The sequence below is a fragment of the Actinoplanes sp. NPDC049548 genome, from assembly GCF_040676695.1.
GTDB lineage: Bacteria > Actinomycetota > Actinomycetes > Mycobacteriales > Micromonosporaceae > Actinoplanes.
The window spans coordinates 197,309-215,807 of record NZ_JBFAPM010000004.1 but is presented as its reverse complement, the minus strand read 5'-3'; the positions used below and the strand labels follow the sequence as shown (position 1 = coordinate 215,807).

Below are 18,499 nucleotides of genomic sequence, written 5' to 3'. Positions count from 1 at the left end.
GAGGCCGGGTTCGCCTTCTCCGCCTCGACGGCCAGGACGTTTCCGGTCGCGGGTGGGTCGGCTGGGATGTTCCGCTCGCCGTCGGCCGGGTTCACGGGTTGGGCTCGTCTCGGCCGGGGGCGTTGCCGTTGGCGGCGGACGACGGGCGGTAGATGTGGAAGCCGGGAGGCGCCAGCTCGTCGTCGTCCCGGAGCCTGTCCGGTTGCGGCGGGGCCGGCGGCATGGGTGGCGGAGGCGGAGCGCCGGCGGCCTTGGTGCCGGAGCGGGAGAAGAGACGGCGCTTCGGGGCAGGCGGCGCCGTGGCGACGTCGGGCTTCCGCGCGGCCGGAGGAGTCGTGCCGCCCGGAGCGGCTCCCGGCACCGTCGCGCGAGAGGCCGCGCTCGCAGGGTCGGCGGGCGTTCCGGGAGTTGCCAGATCGGCCGCCGGCGTCAGGATCTTCTCAGTGGCCGGCTCGCCGCCCGCTGTGGGCGCGGCAGCGCCTTCCGGGGCAGGGTCCTCGGCGGCGACGTCCGGGCGGCCGTGGAGCCGCTCCTTGTGCAGGCGGCCCGCCACGATCGTGCCCCGGACCGCCGCGGCCACCGAGAAGACCGCCGCCACGGCGATGCCGATGCGGCCGTCCAGCGGGATGATGCCGACCGCGCCGCCGATCACCCAGGCGATCATCAGTACGGTCTCCGAGTGCGCGAAGGCGCTGGCCCGCAGCCGTTCCGGGACCCGTTCCTGGATGCTCGCGTCCACCGCCAGCTTCGAGATGCCGCTGAAGATCGACGCCACCAGGGACAGCAGCGCCACCATCGGCAGCGTGAAGAAGATCGCCGTCAGCACCGCCACACCGGCCGTGATGGTCAGGCCGCTCGACTGCAGTGCCGTCGGGCGGCGGATGCGCAGGCGGGTGCCGACCGCGGTCGCGAGGAACGTACCGACCGCCAGCGCGCCGCCGACCAGGGCCACCGCTCCCTGGCTGCCGATGTCGCGGCCGAAGAAGTCGGTGCCCAGCCCCTGCGCTTTCACCGCGAAGGCGAGGTAGAGCAGGAGGAAGCCGTACAGGCAGCGGAAGCTCGCGCTACCGATGAGCGTGTTGACGACCAGGCTGCCGGAGAGCGGGCGGTCAGGTCCGCGGCGCAGGCGCAGCATGGTGCGGAACGGGCGCGGCACCTCCTCGGGCGGGTCCGAGTCCGCGCGCGGCGGCAGGCGCAGGGAGATCACCATGCCGACCACGAAGATGATCGAGGCCACCCGCAGCGGCCACTGCGGACCGAACTCGAAAGCGAGCAGTCCGATGGGCGCGACGACAGCCCCCGCGAAGGTGCCGTAGACACTGGCGCGAGCACCGACCTGGGACAGCCCGACACCCTCCGGCAGGAGGCGTGGCACGGCTGCGGAGCGCGCCACACCGTACGCCCGGGAGAGAGCGAGCACCCCGAAAGCCGCCGGATACAGTCCCCAGCCGAGCAAATTGTCCGCGATGACGTACGCGAGGAACGCGCGGCCGAGCATCGTCACGGCGAGCGCGTACCGGCGGCCGTGCCGGAAGTGGTCGAGCAGCGGGCCCACCACCGGGGCCAGCAGCGCGAACGGCACCATCGTGATGAGCAGGTAGAGCGCGACCTTGCTGCGGGCCTCGCCCAGCGGCACGTTGAAGAAGATCGTGCCGGCCAGCCCGATCGCGATCAGCGTGTCGCCGGCGCACGAGATCGCATGCAGGTCGAAAAGGCGGATCATGCCGATCTCGTTGGCCGCGCCACGGGCCCGGGCGTCACCCACCCGGCGGGTCGCCCACGCACTTCCGCGCAGGCCGCCTCGCACCAGCATCCGCATCGCCTTGACGCCGGTGCCGACGGTGCGTCCGATCGAGGGAAGCAGCGGCATCGCCCCATCCTGTCGCATCGAGGCGACCCGCGTCGCCTCCCGGGCCGCGGTGTGCCCGGGGTCGCGTCGCCGGGCGGGCCGATCCGGCTGGTTTTCCTGCCGTGAGGTCGGTTGCCTGGAACGTAGGAAACCCCCCGGGCCGTCTGCCTTGCCGCCGGGCGGCGGGCGGCCCGCGCCGGCTGGGTTCGGCCGTGAGGTCGGTCGCCGCCGGAAGCCAAGTTGATGCGCCCCGGGGATGGGTCGCCGTGCCGGTCGACTGGGCTGGTTGCGTGCCGTGGGATCGGCTGTCATCGGAGCGCCGGGAACCCGGATCGCGGATCTGGGGGAGTCGTTGCCACCGGGGTTGGCGGGTGGGGGACAATGGCCGGGTGACGACCAGGACCACCGGGAACCGTGCCGCCCGACTCGACCAGGTCTGTGCCGACGCGGTCGGCGTCGCACGGGGCGCCATCACCGATGTGGACGCCGCCGACATCGGCGAACACCTCGAGGCGGTGGCCGACGGCGATCGGGTCGTGACCCACTTCTTCGAGAGCCACCTCGCCGGCTACAAGGGCTGGCGGTGGGCGGTCACCGTGACCCGCGTGCCACGGTCGCGGCACGTCACCGTCTGCGAGACCGTGCTGCTGCCCGGCCCCGACGCGCTGCTGGCGCCGGGCTGGGTGCCGTGGAACGAGCGGGTGCAGCCCGGCGATCTCGGCGTGGGCGACCTCATGCCGACCGCACCGGACGACGAACGGCTCGCCCCCGGCTACGTGCTGAGTGACGACGCCGCCGTCGAGGAGGTGTCCTGGGAGCTCGGGCTCGGCCGATCCCGGGTGATGTCCCGCGAGGGGCGCATCGAGACCGCCCAGCGGTGGTATGAGGGCGAGTCCGGTCCGGACGCCCCGATCTCCGCGGCGGCGCCGCGCACGGCCCGCTGCGGCACCTGCGGCTTCTACCTGCCGCTGGCCGGGTCGATGCGGGCGATGTTCGGCGTCTGCGGCAACCTGTACGCCCCCGACGACGCTCGCGCCGTCAGCGCCGACCACGGGTGCGGCGCCCACTCCGAGGCGCTGCAGGGCACCTCGGAGCAGCCGGTGGAGGAGCTGCCGACGGTGTACGACGACAGCGAGGTCGAGGCGGTAGCGGTGAGCCGCGCGCACGGCTCGGTCGAGGCCGGCGAACCCGCCGAGGACTACGGCCACAGCTGACGAACGCTCGCCGGTTCGTCGAAACGAACGCGCGTCCGTTCCAGCGAACGGGCGATGGTTCGGACCGACGAACGTGGGCCCGGTTCAGCGAACCAATGAACGAGCGACGGTTCAGCGAACGAACGCTACGGTCTCACGAACACGCAGGCGATCGGAACGGCGTTCGGGTTCTTGCTCGAGCGGTGCGGCTCAGCCCTCGTCGGTCACCGTGAACTCGGGGTGGCTGAGGGCCCGGCGACGCCGCCGGTTGGCGTCGTGGCGGAGCATGGTGATCAGGCCGGGGATGCCCGCGAGCAGGCCGGCGAGGCAGGTCCACAGCCAGTCGTCCGGAGCGTGCGCGAGGAGCATGATCACGCCCGCCACGGCGAACGCCGCCATGCCGGCGAGGGCGAACGGCACCATCGGGGGGTCGAGGGGCTCGGGGCGCTGTTTCGTGCCGGTGACCGCGTCCAGCCCGGGCACGTGCCGTTCCGGGTCGCCGCCGGACGCGGTCGCGTGGGGGGTGGGGGACAGGTCGGCCACGTCATGAGCGTACGTCTCGCGAGATCGTCCGTGGGGAGCCGTGACGGTTGTAACAGTTCCGATCTTTTGCCGAGGTCACTGTTCTGATTCGATGCGCGTAACACCCCTGCGTGGAAGGGCTCCGATGTCCACTGCTGCTGCCGCCGATGCGAATGTCGGCTCGTCCGGGCGTACCCCTGGAAATGGTTTTGATCGGTTCTTTCAGATCTCCGCTCGCGGCTCGACGGTCGGGCGGGAGGTCCGGGGCGGGTTCGCCACCTTCTTCACGATGGCCTACATCGTGGTGCTCAACCCGCTGATCCTCGCGGCCGGGGTGGACGCCACCGGCGCCAAGCTGCCCATCACCGCGCTGGCGGCGGGTACGGCGCTGGTGGCCGGCGTCATGACGATCCTCATGGGCGTCGTGGCGCGGTTCCCGCTGGCGCTGGCCGCGGGCCTCGGAGTGAATGCGCTGGTGGCGTACGAGATCGCGCCGGAGATGACCTGGGCCGATGCGATGGGCCTGGTGGTGATCGAGGGTGTCGTCATCGCCGTGCTGGTGCTGACCGGGCTGCGTACCGCGGTCTTCCGGGCGGTCCCGACCGAGCTGAAGACGGCCATCGGGGTCGGCATCGGCCTCTTCCTCATGATCATCGGCCTGGTCGACGCCGGGTTCGTGCGGCGCATCCCGGACGCCGCCGGTACGACGGTCCCGGTCGAGCTCGGCATCGGCGGCAAGCTCATGAGCTGGCCGCTGCTGGTGTTCTGCCTGGGCCTGCTGCTGACGCTGATCCTGTTCGTCCGCCGGGTGAAGGGCGCGATCCTGATCGGCATCCTGGCCACCACGGTGCTCGCGATCGTGGTCGAGGCAATCGCCAAGATCGGACCGTCGAACGCCTCCGGCAAGCCGAACCCGTCCGGCTGGTCGCTGAACGTTCCCCGGCTGCCGGACAAGATCCTCGACACGCCGGACCTGTCGCTGCTCGGCAAGTTCAACGTGCTGGACTCGTGGAGCCGAGCCGGCTGGCTGGTCGTGCTGATGTTCGTCTTCACGCTGCTGATCACCGACTTCTTCGACACCATGGGCACGATGGTGGCCGTCGGTCAGGAGGGCGGCCTGCTCGACGCCGAGGGCATGCCGCCGCGGACGCGGGAGATCCTGCTCGTCGACTCGGTGGCGGCGGCGGCCGGCGGTGCGGCGAGCGTGTCGAGCAACACCTCGTTCATCGAGAGCGCGTCGGGTGTCGCCGAGGGGGCGCGTACCGGCGTGGCCAACCTGGTCACCGGGGTGCTGTTCCTGCTGGCGATGTTCCTGGCGCCGCTGGTCACGGTGGTGCCGTTCGAGGCGGCGTCGACGGCGCTGGTGGTGGTCGGGTTCCTGATGATGATGGCGGTGCGGCAGATCGACTGGACCGACTACGAGATCGCGATCCCGGCGTTCCTGGCGATCACGATCATGCCGTTCACGTACTCGATCTCCAACGGCATCGGCGCCGGCATCATCTCGTACGTCGTCATCAAGCTGGCGGTGGGCAAGGCCAGGATCGTCCACCCCCTTCTGTACGGCGTAGCCCTGCTCTTCGTCCTCTACTTCCTGCGGGGGCCGCTGGAGTCGGTACTGCTCTGACGAACGTGGCGGTCACCGGGTGCGTTACCGTGCCCGGTGACTACGGTCATAGGCGAATCGGATGTCGTTAGCCAAGCTCATTAGCTAGGCTAATCAACGTGATGGAGCGGTCGGTGGCGGAGCGGACTTCAGCCGAGCAACTGGCCATCGGGCTGCGCGAGGCGATCACCCGGCTCAACCGCCGGGTGCGCCAGGAGCGCCCGGTCGGCGACCTGACGTTCAGTCAGCTCTCGGCCCTGACCAGCCTCCAGCTGGCCGGGGCGCTGACACCGCGGGAGCTCGCCGACGTCGAGCGGGTGCAGCCGCCGACGATGACGAAGATCGTCGGCAAGCTCGAGGAGCGCGGCCTGGTCGCGCGGACACCCCACCCCACGGACCGCCGCCAGGTCATCCTGGCCGCGACCGAACAGGGCCGGGTCGTGTTCGCGCAGTTCGAGAAGGCCCGCAACGAGTGGCTGGCGAAGCAGCTGGCCGAGCTCACCCCGGACGAACGCGACACGCTCGAGCGGGCCGCGCAGATCCTCCAGCAGGTCGCTCGCGCCTGACGCGGCTCAGCCTCCTGTCGTTCCGTCACACGGCGATGACGCGTACGACCACAGGAGGAGGCGCACCCGAGTGCGGGCAGTGCTGAGCACGACATTCCGGTCCCTGCAGGTTCGTAACTATCGGTTCTTCGTGACCGGCCAGCTGGTGAAGCTCATCGGCGTCTGGATGATGTTCACCGCGCAGGACTGGCTGGTGCTCGACCTCTCCGGCAACTCGCCGGGCGCGCTCGGCGTGGTCACGGCCCTGCAGTTCCTGCCGGTGCTGCTGCTGACGCTGTGGGGCGGCAAGCTCGCCGACCGGTACGACAAACGCAAGCTGCTCATCGTCGCGAACGCCGTTTTCGCCGTCACCGCCATCGTGTTCGCCCTCCTGGTCGCCGGCGGGTTCGTCGTGCTGTGGCACGTGTTCCTGTTCGCTTCGCTGCTCGGCGTGGCGAACGCCGTCGAGACACCCGTACGGCAGTCGTTCGTCTCCGAGCTGGTCGAGCTGCCGCTGCTGCCGAACGCGCTCGCCCTGTCGGCCGCGACCTTCAACACCGCCCGCATCGGCGGCCCGGCCCTGGCCGGTGTGGCGCTCGCGCTGTTCGGAACAGGACCGGTGTTCGTCATGGCGACCCTGCTGTCCGTCGCGCCGATCTTCAGCTACTGGCGGATGCGCACCGCGGAGCTGCACCGCGAGGATCGACGTACCAAGGCCGGCGACACCAAGATCGTCGACGGTCTCAGGTACGTCGGGAAGCGGCAGGACCTGCTGCTGCCCATCGGTCTCATGGCCGCCATCGGCATGATCGGCTTCAACTTCCCGGTCACCCTGGCCGCCCTTGCGAAGATCGACTTCCACGCCGGCCCCTCGTCGTTCGGCCTGCTCACCACTGCCCTGGCAGCCGGCGCGCTCGGCGGGGCCCTTGCCGGCAGCGGCCGCCGCAGCCGCCCGGGCGCGTACGTGGTGCTCGGCGCGGCCCTGATCTTCAGCGTCTTCGAGATCGCGGTCGGGTTCGCACCCACCTTCCTGGTCGCGATGATCCTCCTGGTCCCGGCCGGCTTCTTCTCGATATACCTCGCCCAGGCGGCCAACCACCGCGTCCAGATGGGAGTCGACGCGCAGTACCGCGGCCGCGTGATGGCGCTCTACGTGCTGGTGTTCCTGGGCACGACGCCGATCGGGGCGTCGCTGGCCGGCTGGTGGGGCGAGCACTTCGGGGTGCCGTCGAGCATCTGGGTCGCGGGGGTCATCTGCCTCGCTGCCTCGGTCGCGGCCCTGCTGTGGCAGCTGCGGGTGACCGGGGACAAGGTGAGTGTCCGGGTCGGTCCGCGGCCCCGGCTGAGCCTGGTGCGAGGCGGGGCGGCGGAAGGGCCGGAGGGCGCGGAGCCGGCCCGCTCGGTCGCTGCCTGAGGCGGTTGCCCGGGTACGCGGACCGCGGCGTGCCGCCGTGGTGCGGGAGGTCGGGCGCTGGGCCGCCGATCATGCGGGGTCTTCCGCGGTGGCGAAAGCCGGTCCGCCGGTGGTGCCGGAGGCCTCCCTCCCGGCTCCGGAGGCCCCCGTCGCGGCTCCCGAGGCCTCTCTCGCGGGTCCGGAGGCGGCCCTCGCGGCGTTTCCAGGGCTGCCGATCGTGCGGGAGGCTTCCGCGCTGGCGGTCGCGGGGTCGCCGGCGCGGATGGCTTCCAGGAGGCCGCTGTGCTCCATGTACTCGTCCGGGCTCAGCGACGCGCCGAAGTGGCCGCTCAGCGACTCGCGGATCACCTCGCCCAAGTCGGCGTAGAGCTCCGTAAGGATCTCGTTGTGGGAAGCGGCGACGACGGCCCGGTGGAACGCCGCGTCGGCGTCCACGAAGGCGTCCCGGGCGCCGGTGGACCAGGCGTGCTCGCGCTGGGCGTACAGAATGTCGAGGCGGTGGAGGTCGTCGTCGGTGCGCCGGCGGGCCGCGAAGCCGGCGGCCGCGGCCTCGAGGGTGCCGCGCAGCTCGCGGACGTCCTCCGGGTCGGCGGCGGCGAAGCGCCGCTGCATGACGCCGGCCAGCTCACTCGTGGCCAGGACATAGGTGCCCGAACCTTGCCGGATGTCCAGCAGACCGTTGTGGGCGAGCGCCCGAACCGCCTCTCGAACAGTGTTCCGAGCGACGCCGAGCCGGGCGACGAGCTCCGGTTCGGTCGGGATGCGCGAGCCCACCGGCCAGGCGCCGGAGGTGATCTGCTGGCGCAGCTCGGCGATGACTCGCCCGGAGAGTGATTCGGCGCGCGCCACGGGACCCAAATTCATCCCATGATTCTATGATGGGCTCATGACGATGACCAGCACCTCGCCGCCGACCCGCCGAGCCGGACGCAGCCGCGCTCTCGCCGTCGCAGCGCTGGTGCTGGCAGCCGTCAACCTGCGTCCCGCGGTAACGAGCCTGGGGCCGGTGCTGGCCGAGGTGCGCGAAAGCCTCGGCATGAGCGCAACCGTCGCCGGGCTGCTCGCCTCCGTGCCGGCGCTCTGCTTCGCGGCGGTCGGCTCCCTCGCCCCCATGCTGGCGCGACGATGGGGGACCGCTGGAGCGGTCGCCGTCGGCGTGACGGCGCTCGCGCTCGGTCTGGCCGTACGGCCCTGGGCCGGTGGGACGGCCCTCTTCCTCGCGCTGACCGCCTTGGCGCTGGCCGGCATCGCGCTCGCCAACGTCCTGCTCCCGGTCGTCGTCAAGCAACGGTTCCCGGATCGCGTCGGAGCGATGACCGGCCTGTACTCGGTCGCGCTGAACTTCGGCGCGTCCACCGCGGCTGCCGTCACCGTCCCGCTGACCGGCGTGTTCGGCGGCGACTGGCGGCTCGGCCTCGAAGTGTGGGCGGTGGTGGCGGCAGTCGCCGTACCGCTCTGGGTCCTGCTGGCTCGCCACCGCGATCGGGAATCACCGTCGGCCGCGGGATCCGGTGTGGAGCTCCGGCGCGAACCCGTGGCCTGGGCGCTCGCGGTCTACTTCGGGCTGCAGTCGACCGCCGCGTACGTGATCATGGGTTGGCTGCCCCAGGTCTTCCGCGACGCCGGCCTTCCGGCGGCGACCGCCGGCCTGCTCTTCGCGGTCACCGCGCTGCTCGGCGTGCCGCTGTCGTTCGCGCTGTCCGCGCTTGCGGGCCGTCTGCCCCGGCAGAGCGCCATCGCCGTCGTGGTCGGTCTCTTCGGCATTCTCGGGTACGGCGGACTCTGGGCCGCCCCCGCCGCCGCCCCGTGGGTGTGGGCGGTGTTCCTCGGCGTAGCGAACTGCTCGTTCCCGCTCGTGCTGACAATGATCGCTTTGCGGGGCCGGGACACCGCCGTCGTGGTACGCCTCTCGGCGTTCGCCCAGAGCACCGGCTATCTGCTGTCGATCCCGGGGCCGATCATCGTCGGGGCGCTCTACCAGCACACCGGGAGCTGGCGCGTACCGCTGGCCCTGATGGCCCTGCTGATGGTGCCGCAGATGATCGCGGGATTCTTCGCCGGCCGCGACCGTCAGATCGGCTGACTGCCGCTGCGGGCCGGCGCCGATACTGGCAGACCCAGTCATCCGAACGGCTGTCTCCTTACGCTTTCCCGAAGCCTTAGCGTCGATCCGTGGCAATCACGCACATCGCGGTGCTCGCCATGGCGCTGGTGGCGCTGCTGTGCCTGCCGTGCGCCGTCGTGGTCGTCGTCTGCGCGGACGCGATGCCCGCCCGCCGTCCCTGGAGCCGGGGCGGGCGGCGGGACGTCCATGCCCTGCGTTGCCTCGACCGCCGGTTGAGCAGCACCGAACCCTTCGAACTGCCGGCCGCATCCCAGCCCGGCATCGACGAGCTCACCGCCGATCTGCGGCGTCTGGCACGGCAGCGGACGAGCGGTCCTACACGCGAGTCGGCGGCGTGGCTGGCGGCTGTCGTGCGGGCGTACGATCATCGGCTCGTCGTGGTGAGCGAGGCACTCGGCGTGCCGCACCATCTCACCGGGCTCGACGGGATGGACCGCGACCTGGAGCGGATCCGGCTGGAGGAGAAGCTGCGCGCCGCAGGGCTGCGCCTTCGCTAGCGCCGCGTTTGTTAGTGCTGCGTTCGGTGGAAGGTGCGTTCCGTGGGCGTGCCGCGGTTGTTCGCGGTGCGTTCGGTAGAGGGTGCGTTCCGTGGGCGTGCCGCGGTTGTTCGTGCTGCGTTCGGCGGGAGGTGCGGCTCCGCTAAGGTCTCGGCGTGCGGCTTTTCGTGGCGGTGTACCCGCCGGACGACGTGCGCCGGGACCTGCGCCGCCGGCTGACGGAGACGGTGGCTGAGCGCGGCATGCGGCTCACCCCCATCGAGAAGTGGCATGTGACGCTCGCCTTCCTCGGGGAGGTGGCCGCGGAGCGCCTGCCCGACCTCGAAGGCGCGCTGGACCGGGTCGTCGTACCGCGGGGCCGGGAGCTGCGGCTGAGCGGCGGAGGCGGGTTCAGCGGCCGGGTCACGTGGGCCGGAGTGGACGGCGACCTGGGCGACCTCAGCGACCAGGTGCGCCGGGCGGCGAAAGAGGTCGGCGTTGCACCTGACGAACGGCCGTTCACCGCACACCTGACCGTCATGTACGCCCACGACGACGCTGTGCGTGAAATCCTCGAGACCTATTCGGGGCCGACGTGGACGCTGACCGAGATGGCCCTCGTGCGTAGCGACCCGAGTGGCACCTACACCACCTTGCGGACCTGGTAGCTCGGAAGTTCTAGCCAGCCGCCCTGGCCAGGTAGCCCGCGGACGTGGCGGCTCTGGTGGATGGCCAGCGGATATGAGCGGCCGAGGGGCTCGGATCAGGCAGTGCGCGAAGGTGGTGGCTGAGACGGTCCACCCCGATCGCCCGCGAACCGATGAGCTTGAACGCCGACCGGGCAGTATGCCGACCCGAGGGGTTCGAGCGTTGGCCGGGCAGTCTGCCGAGCCCGTGGCTCAGGAGGACTCGCGGGCCGCCGGGCCGCCGCCGAACAGGACGTCGTCCCAGCTCGGCAGGCGCTTGCGAGGCTTTGCGGCCGCCTCTTCCGACTCGGTTTCGCCGGGTTGGGCGCCGACCGTGCGGCGAGGCCGGAGGACGGCGAGGCTGGGCACCGCCGGGACCTCCTTGGGGAGGTCGGCGTCGTCGTCGAAGGCCGAGCCGGCTCCGCCGCCCAGCAGGGCCGCGGCGCCGCCGGTGACGGGGCGGCGGGTTTCCTGGGCGGCCGGTTCGAGGCCGCGGCCGGGACGTTCGCTGCCTAGCGGCCGGTCCAGGGAAGCCAGCAGTGCGTCGCGTCCGGCCCGGATCGGATCGCGGGTCGGGCGCGGGGAGTCGGCGGCCGGGATGCCACGCCCGCCGCGGGCCGGCTCGGCGCTGCGGGCCGGGCCGGGCAGGCCGTGGCCGCCGCGCTCGTGGGCGCCGCGTTCCGGGGCGGGTTCCTGACCGAGGATCTGAGTGGGCCGCTCGGCGCAGAGGTACTGCGCCATGTCGTCGTGCGGCGAGACGACCTGGCGGCCCTTGTCCAGGTCCCAGACCGCCTGCGCGGTGGCCTTGCCGGACGGCCAGGTGGCCACGATGCGCCAGGTGCCGTCCTCGCGCCGGTAGGCGTCCCAGGAGATCTTGTCGGTGTCGATGCCGTGCTGGGCGAGCCGACTGTCGACCACCTCGGCCAGCGGGGCGCCCGAGTCGGACGTCTTCAGCCGGGTGCGGCGGGCGTGCTGGGCGAGCATGGCTCGTTCCTGCAGCACGGGGCCGGCGTACCGCAGGACGCGGTCGACGGGGACGCCGGCCACGCGCGCCACGTCCTCGGCCGACTCGCCGGAGCGGATGCGCGCCTGGATGTCGCGCGGGGAGAGGGTGGCCATGGCTTCGGTGTTGGCCAGGGCCAGAGCGTTCGTCGACGTGGCCACGGCCACGGCACCGCCCTCATGGTGCAGGGCCGTGCTCACCCGGTCGTCGATGGGGAGTGCCAGGAGCCGGCCGACCTCGTCGGCGAGCACCAGGGCCTGACCGTCCTCGGAGAGGGCGACGAAGCGTACCGGCCGCATGCGTTGCCTCCGTCCCGTCGCTGGCTCAGGTGTTGATCGGACTCAGCCTTCCCGAGACTCAGTCACCCGGGCGCGTTTCGGAACACGGTACGCGCCCCGGTCACTCGATGGTGGTAAGCCACGCCGTCCAAACTTATTGACCTGCGAAGATGATCTTCAAAGGATAACCCGTTGCCCGGGCGGGTCCGGCGGTCCTACAAAGACGGCATGACTGTCGAGCTCCGCCCGGTGACCAAGGACGACTTCCGCGCCGTCATCAAACTGGAGGTCGCCCCCGACCAGGCGGACTTCGTGGCGCCGAACGTCGTGGGTATCGCCGAGGCGCACGTCTACCCGCAGGCGGAGCCGCGCGCGGTCTACGCGGACGGCGAGCTGGTCGGTTTCGTGCTGCTGCACCCCGGCGACCGGGCCGGCGAGTATGTGCTGGTCCGGCTGATGATCGACCAACGGTTCCAGGGCCGGGGACTCGGCCGCCAGGCGCTCGAGGCCGCCGTCGACCATGCGGCTCGCGAACACGACGCTCATTCTGTACGGCTGAGCTTCGTGCCGTCGAACGACCGGGCTCGCGCACTCTATGTCTCCGCCGGCTTCGCAGAGACCGGGGAGGTCGACGACGGCGAGATCGTCATGGTCCGGCAGCTGAGCTGACCGTCGGCGAACAGCGAACAGCGAACAGCGAACAGCGAACAGCGAACAGCGAGCGGCGAGCGGTCCGGTGGCGGACTGGACGGCGAAGGGCGAACGACGCGCGGCCCGGTGGCGGACTGAACGGCGAACGGCGAACGGCGAGCGGTTCGATGGCGGACTGAACGGCGAAGGGCGAACAGCGAGCTGCGAACGGCGAACGGCGAACGGCGAACGGCGAATGGTCCGCTGACGGACTGAACGGCGAAGAGCGAACAGCGAGCGGCCCGGTGGCGGACTGAACGGCGAACGGCGAACAGCGAGCGGCCCGCTGAGGAACCGAACGGCGAACAGAGATGCGGCCCGCAAGCGGACCCCTCGCCGAACGGCGACGCGAACAACGAACGGCGTTCGGTGCGACGATGGCGGCGGGATCCGGCTAGCCGTTCGCGGCGCGGCGGGCCGTGTAGTCGGTGGTGCGGTGTGACGGGTACGGGATGAGGTTGTCCGGTTCCTCGTCAGCGGTGTTCCAGCTGCGCCGCGTGTCCAGCGGGTCGTCCTCGTATGCGGGCCGCACCCGGAACTGCCGTCCGTAGTCCATCATCCCGTCGATGAGCCGGTCGACATCGCGCGCCGGGCGGACGACCAGGCGCATGAACTGGCTGGTCATGCCGAGCTTGTTGCCGCATTCGCGGGTGTAGACCCCGTGGTTGGCGACCAGGTAGTCGCGCAGCGCCACGCCGGACCATTCCGTCGGCAGCTTGACCAGGATGAAGTTGCCCTGGGACGGGAAGACCGTCAGGCCGGGGATGCGGGCCAGTTCGCCGGCCATGGTGCGGCGGTCGCGGCTCAGGAGGCGGAGGCTGTCGTCGTACTCGGCGTCGTGTTCCTGGATCATGTAGACGACTTTCTCGGCGAGCGAGTTGAGGTTCCACTTGGGCAGCGCCTTGCCGATCTTGCCGGCGATGGCCGGGTTGGCCATGAGGTAGCCGAAGCGGATGCCGTGCAGGCCGAAGTTCTTGCCGAGGCTCTTGAGCACCACCGCGTTGGGGCGGATCACCGCGTCCGGGCCGACCGACGGGTACTGCTCGGCGTCGGAGAAGTCGATGAACGACTCGTCGACGACGACCAGGTCGAGGTCGCCCAGGGCGTCCATGAAGCGGATCACGTCGCGGCGGGCCAGGTAGCCGCCGTCGGGGTTGTTGACGTTGCAGACGACGGCGACGCGGGAGCCGCGCTCGCGGATGAAGCGGACGTAGTCGTCGAGGTTGAGGCGGAAGGCGTCGCGTTCCTGCAGGGGGAACATGTCGACGCGTTTGCCGGTCTCCAGTGGCTGGTCGGTCCAGCGGCCGAAGGTGGGGATCGGGATCGCCACGCTCTCCTTGATCAGGAGGTGGTCGATCCAGGTGATCAGTTCGGTGGAGCCGTTGGCCATCGCCACCGTCTGCGGGTGCAGGCCGAGCACGCTGGCGAGCTTGTTCGTGATGCTGTGCGAGTCGCTGGGGTAGTACTTCAGGATGTTCTTGAGGTCGCGGGAGAGCTCGTCGAACATCTCCGGGGTGGGGAAGTACGGGTTGCAGGGGATGCAGAAGTCAACGATCTCCGCGCCCTCGCCCATGCTTCGGGAAAGATCGAAATAAGAGGCGCTGTGCGCTCCCTTGTGCAGGATCGAGGTGTCGATTCCGGTCCGGGCCACGGCGACTCCTTCTCATCCAGCGACATTGCCGCCCGTCAGTACGGGCGGTGACGCCGAATCGTTCAGAGTCGTTCGATGACGAAGTCGATGCAGCGGGTCAGCGCCTCGACGTCGGCCGGGTCGACGGTGGGGTAGAGCGCCACCCGGAGCTGGTTGCGGCCCAGCTTGCGGTAGGGCTCGGTGTCCACGATGCCGTTGGCGCGGAGCACCTTGGCGATGGCCGCCGCGTCCACCCCGTCGGCGAAGTCGATCGTGGCCACCGCGGAGGAGCGCAGTGCCGGGTCGGTCACGAACGGTGACGCGACGGGCGAGCGGTCGGCCCAGCCGTAGATCGCCGCGGCGCTCTCGGCGCTGCGCTTCGCCGCCCAGCCGAGGCCGCCCTGCGCGTTCATCCAGTCGACCTGCTCGGCGGCGAGGAAGACGGTCGCGAGCGCCGGGGTGTTGTACGTCTGCTCGAGCCGTGACTGCTCGATGGCGGTGACCAGGTCGAGGAACTGCGGGATGTAGCGGCCCGACGCCTTGATCTCGTGGGCCCGCTCGATCGCGGCCGGCGACATCAGGGCGATCCACAGGCCGCCGTCCGAGCCGAACGCCTTCTGCGGCGCGAGGTAGTAGACGTCGGTCTCGGTGAGGTCGACCTCGAGGCTGCCGCCGCCGGAGGTCGCGTCGGTCAGCATGAGGGCGCCCGGGTCGGCGCCCGCGACCCGCTTGACCGGTACGGCCACACCGGTGGACGTCTCGTTGTGCACGCTCGCGTACGCGTCGACGCCCGCCTCGGCGGTCAGGTAGGCCGCGCTGCCGCCGGGTGCCTTGTGCACGGTCGGCTCAGCGAGGAAGGGCGCGTCCTTGGCAGCCTTGGCGAACTTGGCGCCGAACTCCCCGAACTCCGCGAACTGGGCTTTGTCGCGGATCAGGCCGAAGACGGCGGTCTCCCAGAAGGCGCTGGTGCCGCCGTTGCTGATGATCACCTCGTAGCCGTCCGGAAGGGAGAAGAACTGCCCGATCCCGGTGCGCAGGCGGGCGACCTGCTCCTTGACGGTCTTCTGCCGGTGCGACGTACCCATGAAGGTCTTCGCCACCCGGGAGAGCGCCTCGACGCCTTCCGGCCGGACCTTGCTCGGTCCGGACCCGAACCGGCCGTCGACGGGCTTGAGGTCGTCCGGGATGCGGATCGGGTCAGTCACGGGGGGTCCTTCCGGGTGGTGGCGAAGCGACTACAGATTATGCGGGACGGCGTCCCAGCCCTCCACGTCCTGCGGCTTGCGGGACGCGGGTCCCACATAACGCGCACTGGGGCGCACGATGCGACCGAGTTTCTTCTGTTCCAGGATGTGCGCGCTCCAGCCGGCCACCCGGGCGCAGGTGAACATCGAGGTGAACATGTGTGCGGGGACCTCGGCGAAGTCGAGGACGACCGCCGACCAGAACTCCACGTTGGTGGCCAGCACCCGGTCGGGCTTGCGGGCCTGCAGCTCGGCCAGGGCGGCGCGCTCGAGCGCCTCGGCCACCTCGAAGCGCGGCGCGCCGAGCTCCTTGGCCGTCCGGCGGAGCACCCGGGCCCGCGGGTCCTCGGCCCGGTAGACCCGGTGGCCGAAGCCCATCAGCCGCTCGCCGCGGTCGAGCACGCCCTTGACGTAACCCTCCGCGTCGCCGCTGCGCTCGACCGCCTCGATCATGTGCAGCACCCGGGAGGGCGCTCCGCCGTGCAGCGGGCCCGAGAGCGCGCCGATGCCCGACGATATGCAGGCGGCCGCGTCGGCGCCGGTGGAGGCGACGATCCGGGCGGTGAAGGTGGAGGCGTTCAGCCCGTGCTCGGCGGCGGAGATGAAGTAGGCGTCGACCGCCTTCACGTGGCGCGGGTCGGGCTCGCCCCGCCAGCGCTTCATGAACCGCTCGACGATCGTCTGCGCCTTGTCGATGTCCTTCTGCGGCACGGCCGGCAGGCCCAGGCCGCGGGCGGCCTGCGCCACGAACGACAGCGCGGTGACCGACACCCGGGCCAGGTCGGCGCGGACCTGCTCATCGTCGATGTCCAGCAGCTGGGACAGCCCCCAGTACGGCGCGAGCATGGCGACCGCGGACTGCACGTCGACCCGGATGTCGCCGGAGTGCACGGGCACCGGGAACGGCTCGGCCGGCGGCAGCCCGGGGCCGAACCGGCCGTCGACCAGCAGCGCCCACACGTTGCCGAAGGACACCTGGCCGATCAGGTCCTCGATGTCGACGCCGCGGTAGCGCAGGGAGCCGCCGTCCTTGTCGGGTTCGGCGATCTCGGTCTCGAAGGCGACGACGCCCTCCAGGCCCGGCTTGAAATCGGACACGACGCCTCCTGGGAGTCCGGCTGGACGAAAGCCGTGGATGCTTCATCTTGCCCGCCGGTGACCGGGAGGTCGACCCGCGGGAATGTGCTGTCTGCGACACCTATCCTTCCTGAGGGGACGTGCCGGCGTACGCGACTTAGGTTCGTTGGGTCGATCTGGGAAAAGGAACGTATGTGACGTCCGAACAACCGTCGCCGGCCGGCATGCGGCGCGACTACACCGAGCGCGGCGAGCTGCTCGAGACCGATCTGGCGGCCACCTGGCCGGAGCAGTTCGCGCGCTGGTTCACCGACGCGCTGGAATACGCGCTCCCGGAACCCAACGCGATGATCGTGGCCACCGCGGACGCGTCGGCGCGGCCGAGCGCGCGCACGGTCCTGCTCAAGGGGTACGACGAACGCGGCTTCGTGTTCTTCACCAACTACACGTCCCGCAAGGGCACCGAAGCTCTGGAGAACCCCCAGGTCAGCCTGGTGTTCCCGTGGTTCCCGATGCAGCGGCAGGTGATCGTCTGCGGCGGTGTGGAACGGGTGGACCGGGCCGAGACCGAGGCGTACTTCGCCACCCGGCCGCGGGGTTCGCAGCTCGGCGCGTGGGCCAGCCCGCAGAGCCAGGTCGTGCCCGGGCGCGACGCGGTGGAGGCCGGCTTGGCGGAGGCCGTCGAGCGCTTCGGCCAGGACGGGGCGGTGCCGCCCCCGCCGCACTGGGGCGGCTTGCGGGTCGTGCCGGAGACCGTCGAGTTCTGGCAGGGCCGCAGCAATCGCCTGCACGACCGGCTGCGGTTCCGCCGGACCGGGGACGGCTGGGTCGTCGAGCGGCTGGCCCCGTGAGCCAGGAGCCGGTGGAAGCCGCCGAGAAGGTCGTCGAGGAAAGACAACGCAAGAGCTGGGTGATCGACGTACGGCCGCTGCGCGGGGTCGCGTACCGGCGGATGTGGATCGGCAACGGGGTCTCGTTCTTCGGCTTCCAGTTCACCTCGGTGGCCGTGCCGGTGGAGATGTTCTCGATCACTCACTCGTCGGCGTGGGTGGGGCTGCTGGGCATCGCGGGACTCGTACCGTTGCTGATCTTCGGTCTGTGGGGTGGCGCCGCCGCGGACGTGGTCGATCGCCGCAAGCTGCTGCTCGCCAGTTCGACGCTGGCCTGGCTGTCCACGGTGGGGCTGCTGGTGCAGGCGTTGCTGGGTGTACGCAGCGGCGTGCTGCTGCTCGCGCTCACCGCGGTGCAGTCGGCCGGGTTCGCGATCAGCTCGCCGGCCCGCCAGGCGATCATCCCGCGCATCGTGCCGGCGGCGCTCGTGCCGGCGGCCAACACCCTGGCGTACACGACGACGACCGCCGGCGGCGTCCTGGGCCCGCTGGCGGCGGGTTTGATCTTCGGCGCCTGGTCGACCGGGACCGGCGTGACGATCGCGTACGCGGTGGACGCCGCCCTCTTCACGATCTCGTTCTGGGCGACCTACCGGCTGCCGCCCATCCCTCCTGTGCACGACGACGGTGAGACGGAGAAGCCCACCGCCGGCCTGCGTGGCATCGCCGACGGCCTGCGCTTCCTGGCCACCCAGCCGGTGCTGCTGCTGTCCTTCGCGGTCGACATCGTCGCGATGGTGCTCGCCATGCCGCGTGCGCTCTTCCCGGAGATCGCGGAGGACCGGTTCGGCGGCGGGTCCGCGGTGGGCTGGCTCTTCGCCGCGATCGCCATCGGCTCAGTGGTCGGCGGCCTCACGTCCGGCTGGATCGGCCGGGTGAAGCGGCAGGGCGTCGCGCTGGTCCTGGCGGTGGTGGGCTGGGGCGTGGCGGTCGGCTTCGCCGGCCTGGCGACCTCGCTGTGGCTGATGGTGCTGCTGCTGGCCGTCGGCGGCGCAGCTGACCTCGTCAGCGCGGTCTACCGGCAGTCCATCCTGCAGGTGTACGCCCCGGACCGGCTGCGCGGCCGGCTGCAGGGCGTGTTCACGGTGGTGGTCGCGGGCGGTCCTCGCCTGGGCGATCTACGGGCGGGTGCGACCGCCGACCTCGCCGGTCCCACCGCGTCCTGGGCCGGCGGCGGCTTCGCGGCGGCCGGGCTGGCGGTGGTGCTGGGCCTGGCATTCCCTGCCCTCGTTCGATACCGCCCTCCGGCCGGCAGCGAGGCCGGACGATAG

General features: G+C 71.2%; 17 protein-coding genes. 10 read left to right on the top strand and 7 right to left on the bottom strand.

Annotation, left to right across the window (positions count from 1 at the left end):
- Window positions 1-91: 91 nt before the first annotated feature.
- Window positions 92-1,870, bottom strand: coding sequence for an MFS transporter (locus AB0J80_RS10805; RefSeq protein WP_364703127.1), 1,779 nt, complete (start codon window positions 1,868-1,870; stop codon window positions 92-94).
- Between the two features lie 368 nt (window positions 1,871-2,238).
- Between AB0J80_RS10805 and AB0J80_RS10800 the strand changes: the two genes are divergently transcribed.
- Window positions 2,239-3,063: a DUF3027 domain-containing protein gene (locus AB0J80_RS10800; RefSeq protein WP_364703125.1), complete on the top strand. Its 825-nt coding sequence runs from the start codon at window positions 2,239-2,241 to the stop codon at window positions 3,061-3,063.
- Window positions 3,064-3,252: 189 nt separating this feature from the next.
- Here AB0J80_RS10800 and AB0J80_RS10795 read toward each other — a convergent pair whose 3' ends face one another.
- Window positions 3,253-3,465 carry a DUF2530 domain-containing protein gene (locus AB0J80_RS10795; protein ID WP_364703694.1) on the bottom strand — a complete coding sequence of 71 codons (213 nt, stop codon included), beginning with the start codon at window positions 3,463-3,465 and terminating at the stop codon, window positions 3,253-3,255.
- Window positions 3,466-3,709: 244 nt separating this feature from the next.
- Between AB0J80_RS10795 and AB0J80_RS10790 the strand changes: the two genes are divergently transcribed.
- The 3 genes from AB0J80_RS10790 (at window position 3,710) to AB0J80_RS10780 (ending at window position 7,129) form a co-directional block, all read left to right on the top strand.
- Complete coding sequence (locus AB0J80_RS10790; RefSeq protein ID WP_364703122.1) at window positions 3,710-5,191, top strand: NCS2 family permease; 1,482 nt, start codon at window positions 3,710-3,712, stop codon at window positions 5,189-5,191.
- A gap of 101 nt (window positions 5,192-5,292) precedes the next feature.
- Window positions 5,293-5,736, top strand: coding sequence for a MarR family transcriptional regulator (locus AB0J80_RS10785; protein ID WP_364703691.1), 444 nt, complete (start codon window positions 5,293-5,295; stop codon window positions 5,734-5,736).
- 70 nt (window positions 5,737-5,806) lie between these two features.
- Complete coding sequence (locus tag AB0J80_RS10780) at window positions 5,807-7,129, top strand: MFS transporter (protein WP_364703120.1); 1,323 nt, start codon at window positions 5,807-5,809, stop codon at window positions 7,127-7,129.
- A gap of 69 nt (window positions 7,130-7,198) precedes the next feature.
- Here the strand turns inward: AB0J80_RS10780 and AB0J80_RS10775 are convergent, their stop codons facing one another.
- Window positions 7,199-7,993 carry an FCD domain-containing protein gene (locus tag AB0J80_RS10775; RefSeq protein WP_364703118.1) on the bottom strand — a complete coding sequence of 265 codons (795 nt, stop codon included), beginning with the start codon at window positions 7,991-7,993 and terminating at the stop codon, window positions 7,199-7,201.
- A 22-nt stretch (window positions 7,994-8,015) separates the two neighbouring features.
- Here AB0J80_RS10775 and AB0J80_RS10770 point away from each other — a divergent pair, with 22 nt between their 5' ends.
- The 3 genes from AB0J80_RS10770 (at window position 8,016) to thpR (ending at window position 10,398) form a co-directional block, all read left to right on the top strand.
- Entirely contained in the window at window positions 8,016-9,212 is a 1,197-nt protein-coding gene (locus AB0J80_RS10770; RefSeq protein WP_364703115.1) for an MFS transporter, read from the top strand.
- An 89-nt stretch (window positions 9,213-9,301) separates the two neighbouring features.
- Window positions 9,302-9,751: a hypothetical protein gene (locus tag AB0J80_RS10765; RefSeq protein WP_364703112.1), complete on the top strand. Its 450-nt coding sequence runs from the start codon at window positions 9,302-9,304 to the stop codon at window positions 9,749-9,751.
- Window positions 9,752-9,906: 155 nt separating this feature from the next.
- A complete protein-coding gene (gene thpR / locus AB0J80_RS10760; protein ID WP_364703110.1) occupies window positions 9,907-10,398 on the top strand; it encodes an RNA 2',3'-cyclic phosphodiesterase in 492 nt (163 codons plus the stop codon).
- 231 nt (window positions 10,399-10,629) lie between these two features.
- On the opposite strand, the gene sepH is transcribed toward thpR, so the two are convergent.
- Window positions 10,630-11,718: a septation protein SepH gene (sepH, locus tag AB0J80_RS10755; protein WP_364703108.1), complete on the bottom strand. Its 1,089-nt coding sequence runs from the start codon at window positions 11,716-11,718 to the stop codon at window positions 10,630-10,632.
- 207 nt (window positions 11,719-11,925) lie between these two features.
- Here sepH and AB0J80_RS10750 point away from each other — a divergent pair, with 207 nt between their 5' ends.
- Window positions 11,926-12,366 (top strand): GNAT family N-acetyltransferase, encoded by a 441-nt coding sequence (locus AB0J80_RS10750; protein ID WP_364703105.1) that lies wholly within the window; start codon window positions 11,926-11,928, stop codon window positions 12,364-12,366.
- A gap of 415 nt (window positions 12,367-12,781) precedes the next feature.
- Here AB0J80_RS10750 and AB0J80_RS10745 read toward each other — a convergent pair whose 3' ends face one another.
- From AB0J80_RS10745 to AB0J80_RS10735, 3 genes are all read right to left on the bottom strand, one after another.
- Window positions 12,782-14,038: a histidinol-phosphate transaminase gene (locus tag AB0J80_RS10745; RefSeq protein ID WP_364703102.1), complete on the bottom strand. Its 1,257-nt coding sequence runs from the start codon at window positions 14,036-14,038 to the stop codon at window positions 12,782-12,784.
- A gap of 62 nt (window positions 14,039-14,100) precedes the next feature.
- On the bottom strand, window positions 14,101-15,222 hold the full coding sequence (gene serC, locus AB0J80_RS10740; protein WP_364703100.1) for a phosphoserine transaminase: 1,122 nt from the start codon (window positions 15,220-15,222) through the stop codon (window positions 14,101-14,103).
- 30 nt (window positions 15,223-15,252) lie between these two features.
- Window positions 15,253-16,359, bottom strand: coding sequence for a citrate synthase 2 (locus AB0J80_RS10735; protein WP_364703097.1), 1,107 nt, complete (start codon window positions 16,357-16,359; stop codon window positions 15,253-15,255).
- Window positions 16,360-16,562: 203 nt separating this feature from the next.
- Here AB0J80_RS10735 and pdxH point away from each other — a divergent pair, with 203 nt between their 5' ends.
- Both pdxH and AB0J80_RS10725 read left to right on the top strand, forming a co-directional pair.
- A complete protein-coding gene (gene pdxH, locus AB0J80_RS10730; protein ID WP_364703688.1) occupies window positions 16,563-17,189 on the top strand; it encodes a pyridoxamine 5'-phosphate oxidase in 627 nt (208 codons plus the stop codon).
- Window positions 17,186-18,499 (top strand): MFS transporter, encoded by a 1,314-nt coding sequence (locus AB0J80_RS10725; RefSeq protein ID WP_364703094.1) that lies wholly within the window; start codon window positions 17,186-17,188, stop codon window positions 18,497-18,499. The genes pdxH and AB0J80_RS10725 overlap by 4 nt, the downstream gene beginning before the upstream one ends.

Coding starts and splice junctions, on each gene's coding strand:
- AB0J80_RS10805 (WP_364703127.1), bottom strand. CDS start 1,870: ATGCCGCTGCTTCCCTCGATCGGACGCACCGTCGGCACCGGCGTCAAG.
- AB0J80_RS10795 (WP_364703694.1), bottom strand. CDS start 3,465: ATGGTGCCGTTCGCCCTCGCCGGCATGGCGGCGTTCGCCGTGGCGGGC.
- AB0J80_RS10790 (WP_364703122.1), top strand. CDS start 3,710: ATGTCCACTGCTGCTGCCGCCGATGCGAATGTCGGCTCGTCCGGGCGT.
- AB0J80_RS10785 (WP_364703691.1), top strand. CDS start 5,293: ATGGAGCGGTCGGTGGCGGAGCGGACTTCAGCCGAGCAACTGGCCATC.
- AB0J80_RS10775 (WP_364703118.1), bottom strand. CDS start 7,993: ATGAATTTGGGTCCCGTGGCGCGCGCCGAATCACTCTCCGGGCGAGTC.
- AB0J80_RS10770 (WP_364703115.1), top strand. CDS start 8,016: ATGACGATGACCAGCACCTCGCCGCCGACCCGCCGAGCCGGACGCAGC.
- sepH (WP_364703108.1), bottom strand. CDS start 11,718: ATGCGGCCGGTACGCTTCGTCGCCCTCTCCGAGGACGGTCAGGCCCTG.
- AB0J80_RS10750 (WP_364703105.1), top strand. CDS start 11,926: ATGACTGTCGAGCTCCGCCCGGTGACCAAGGACGACTTCCGCGCCGTC.
- pdxH (WP_364703688.1), top strand. CDS start 16,563: ATGCGGCGCGACTACACCGAGCGCGGCGAGCTGCTCGAGACCGATCTG.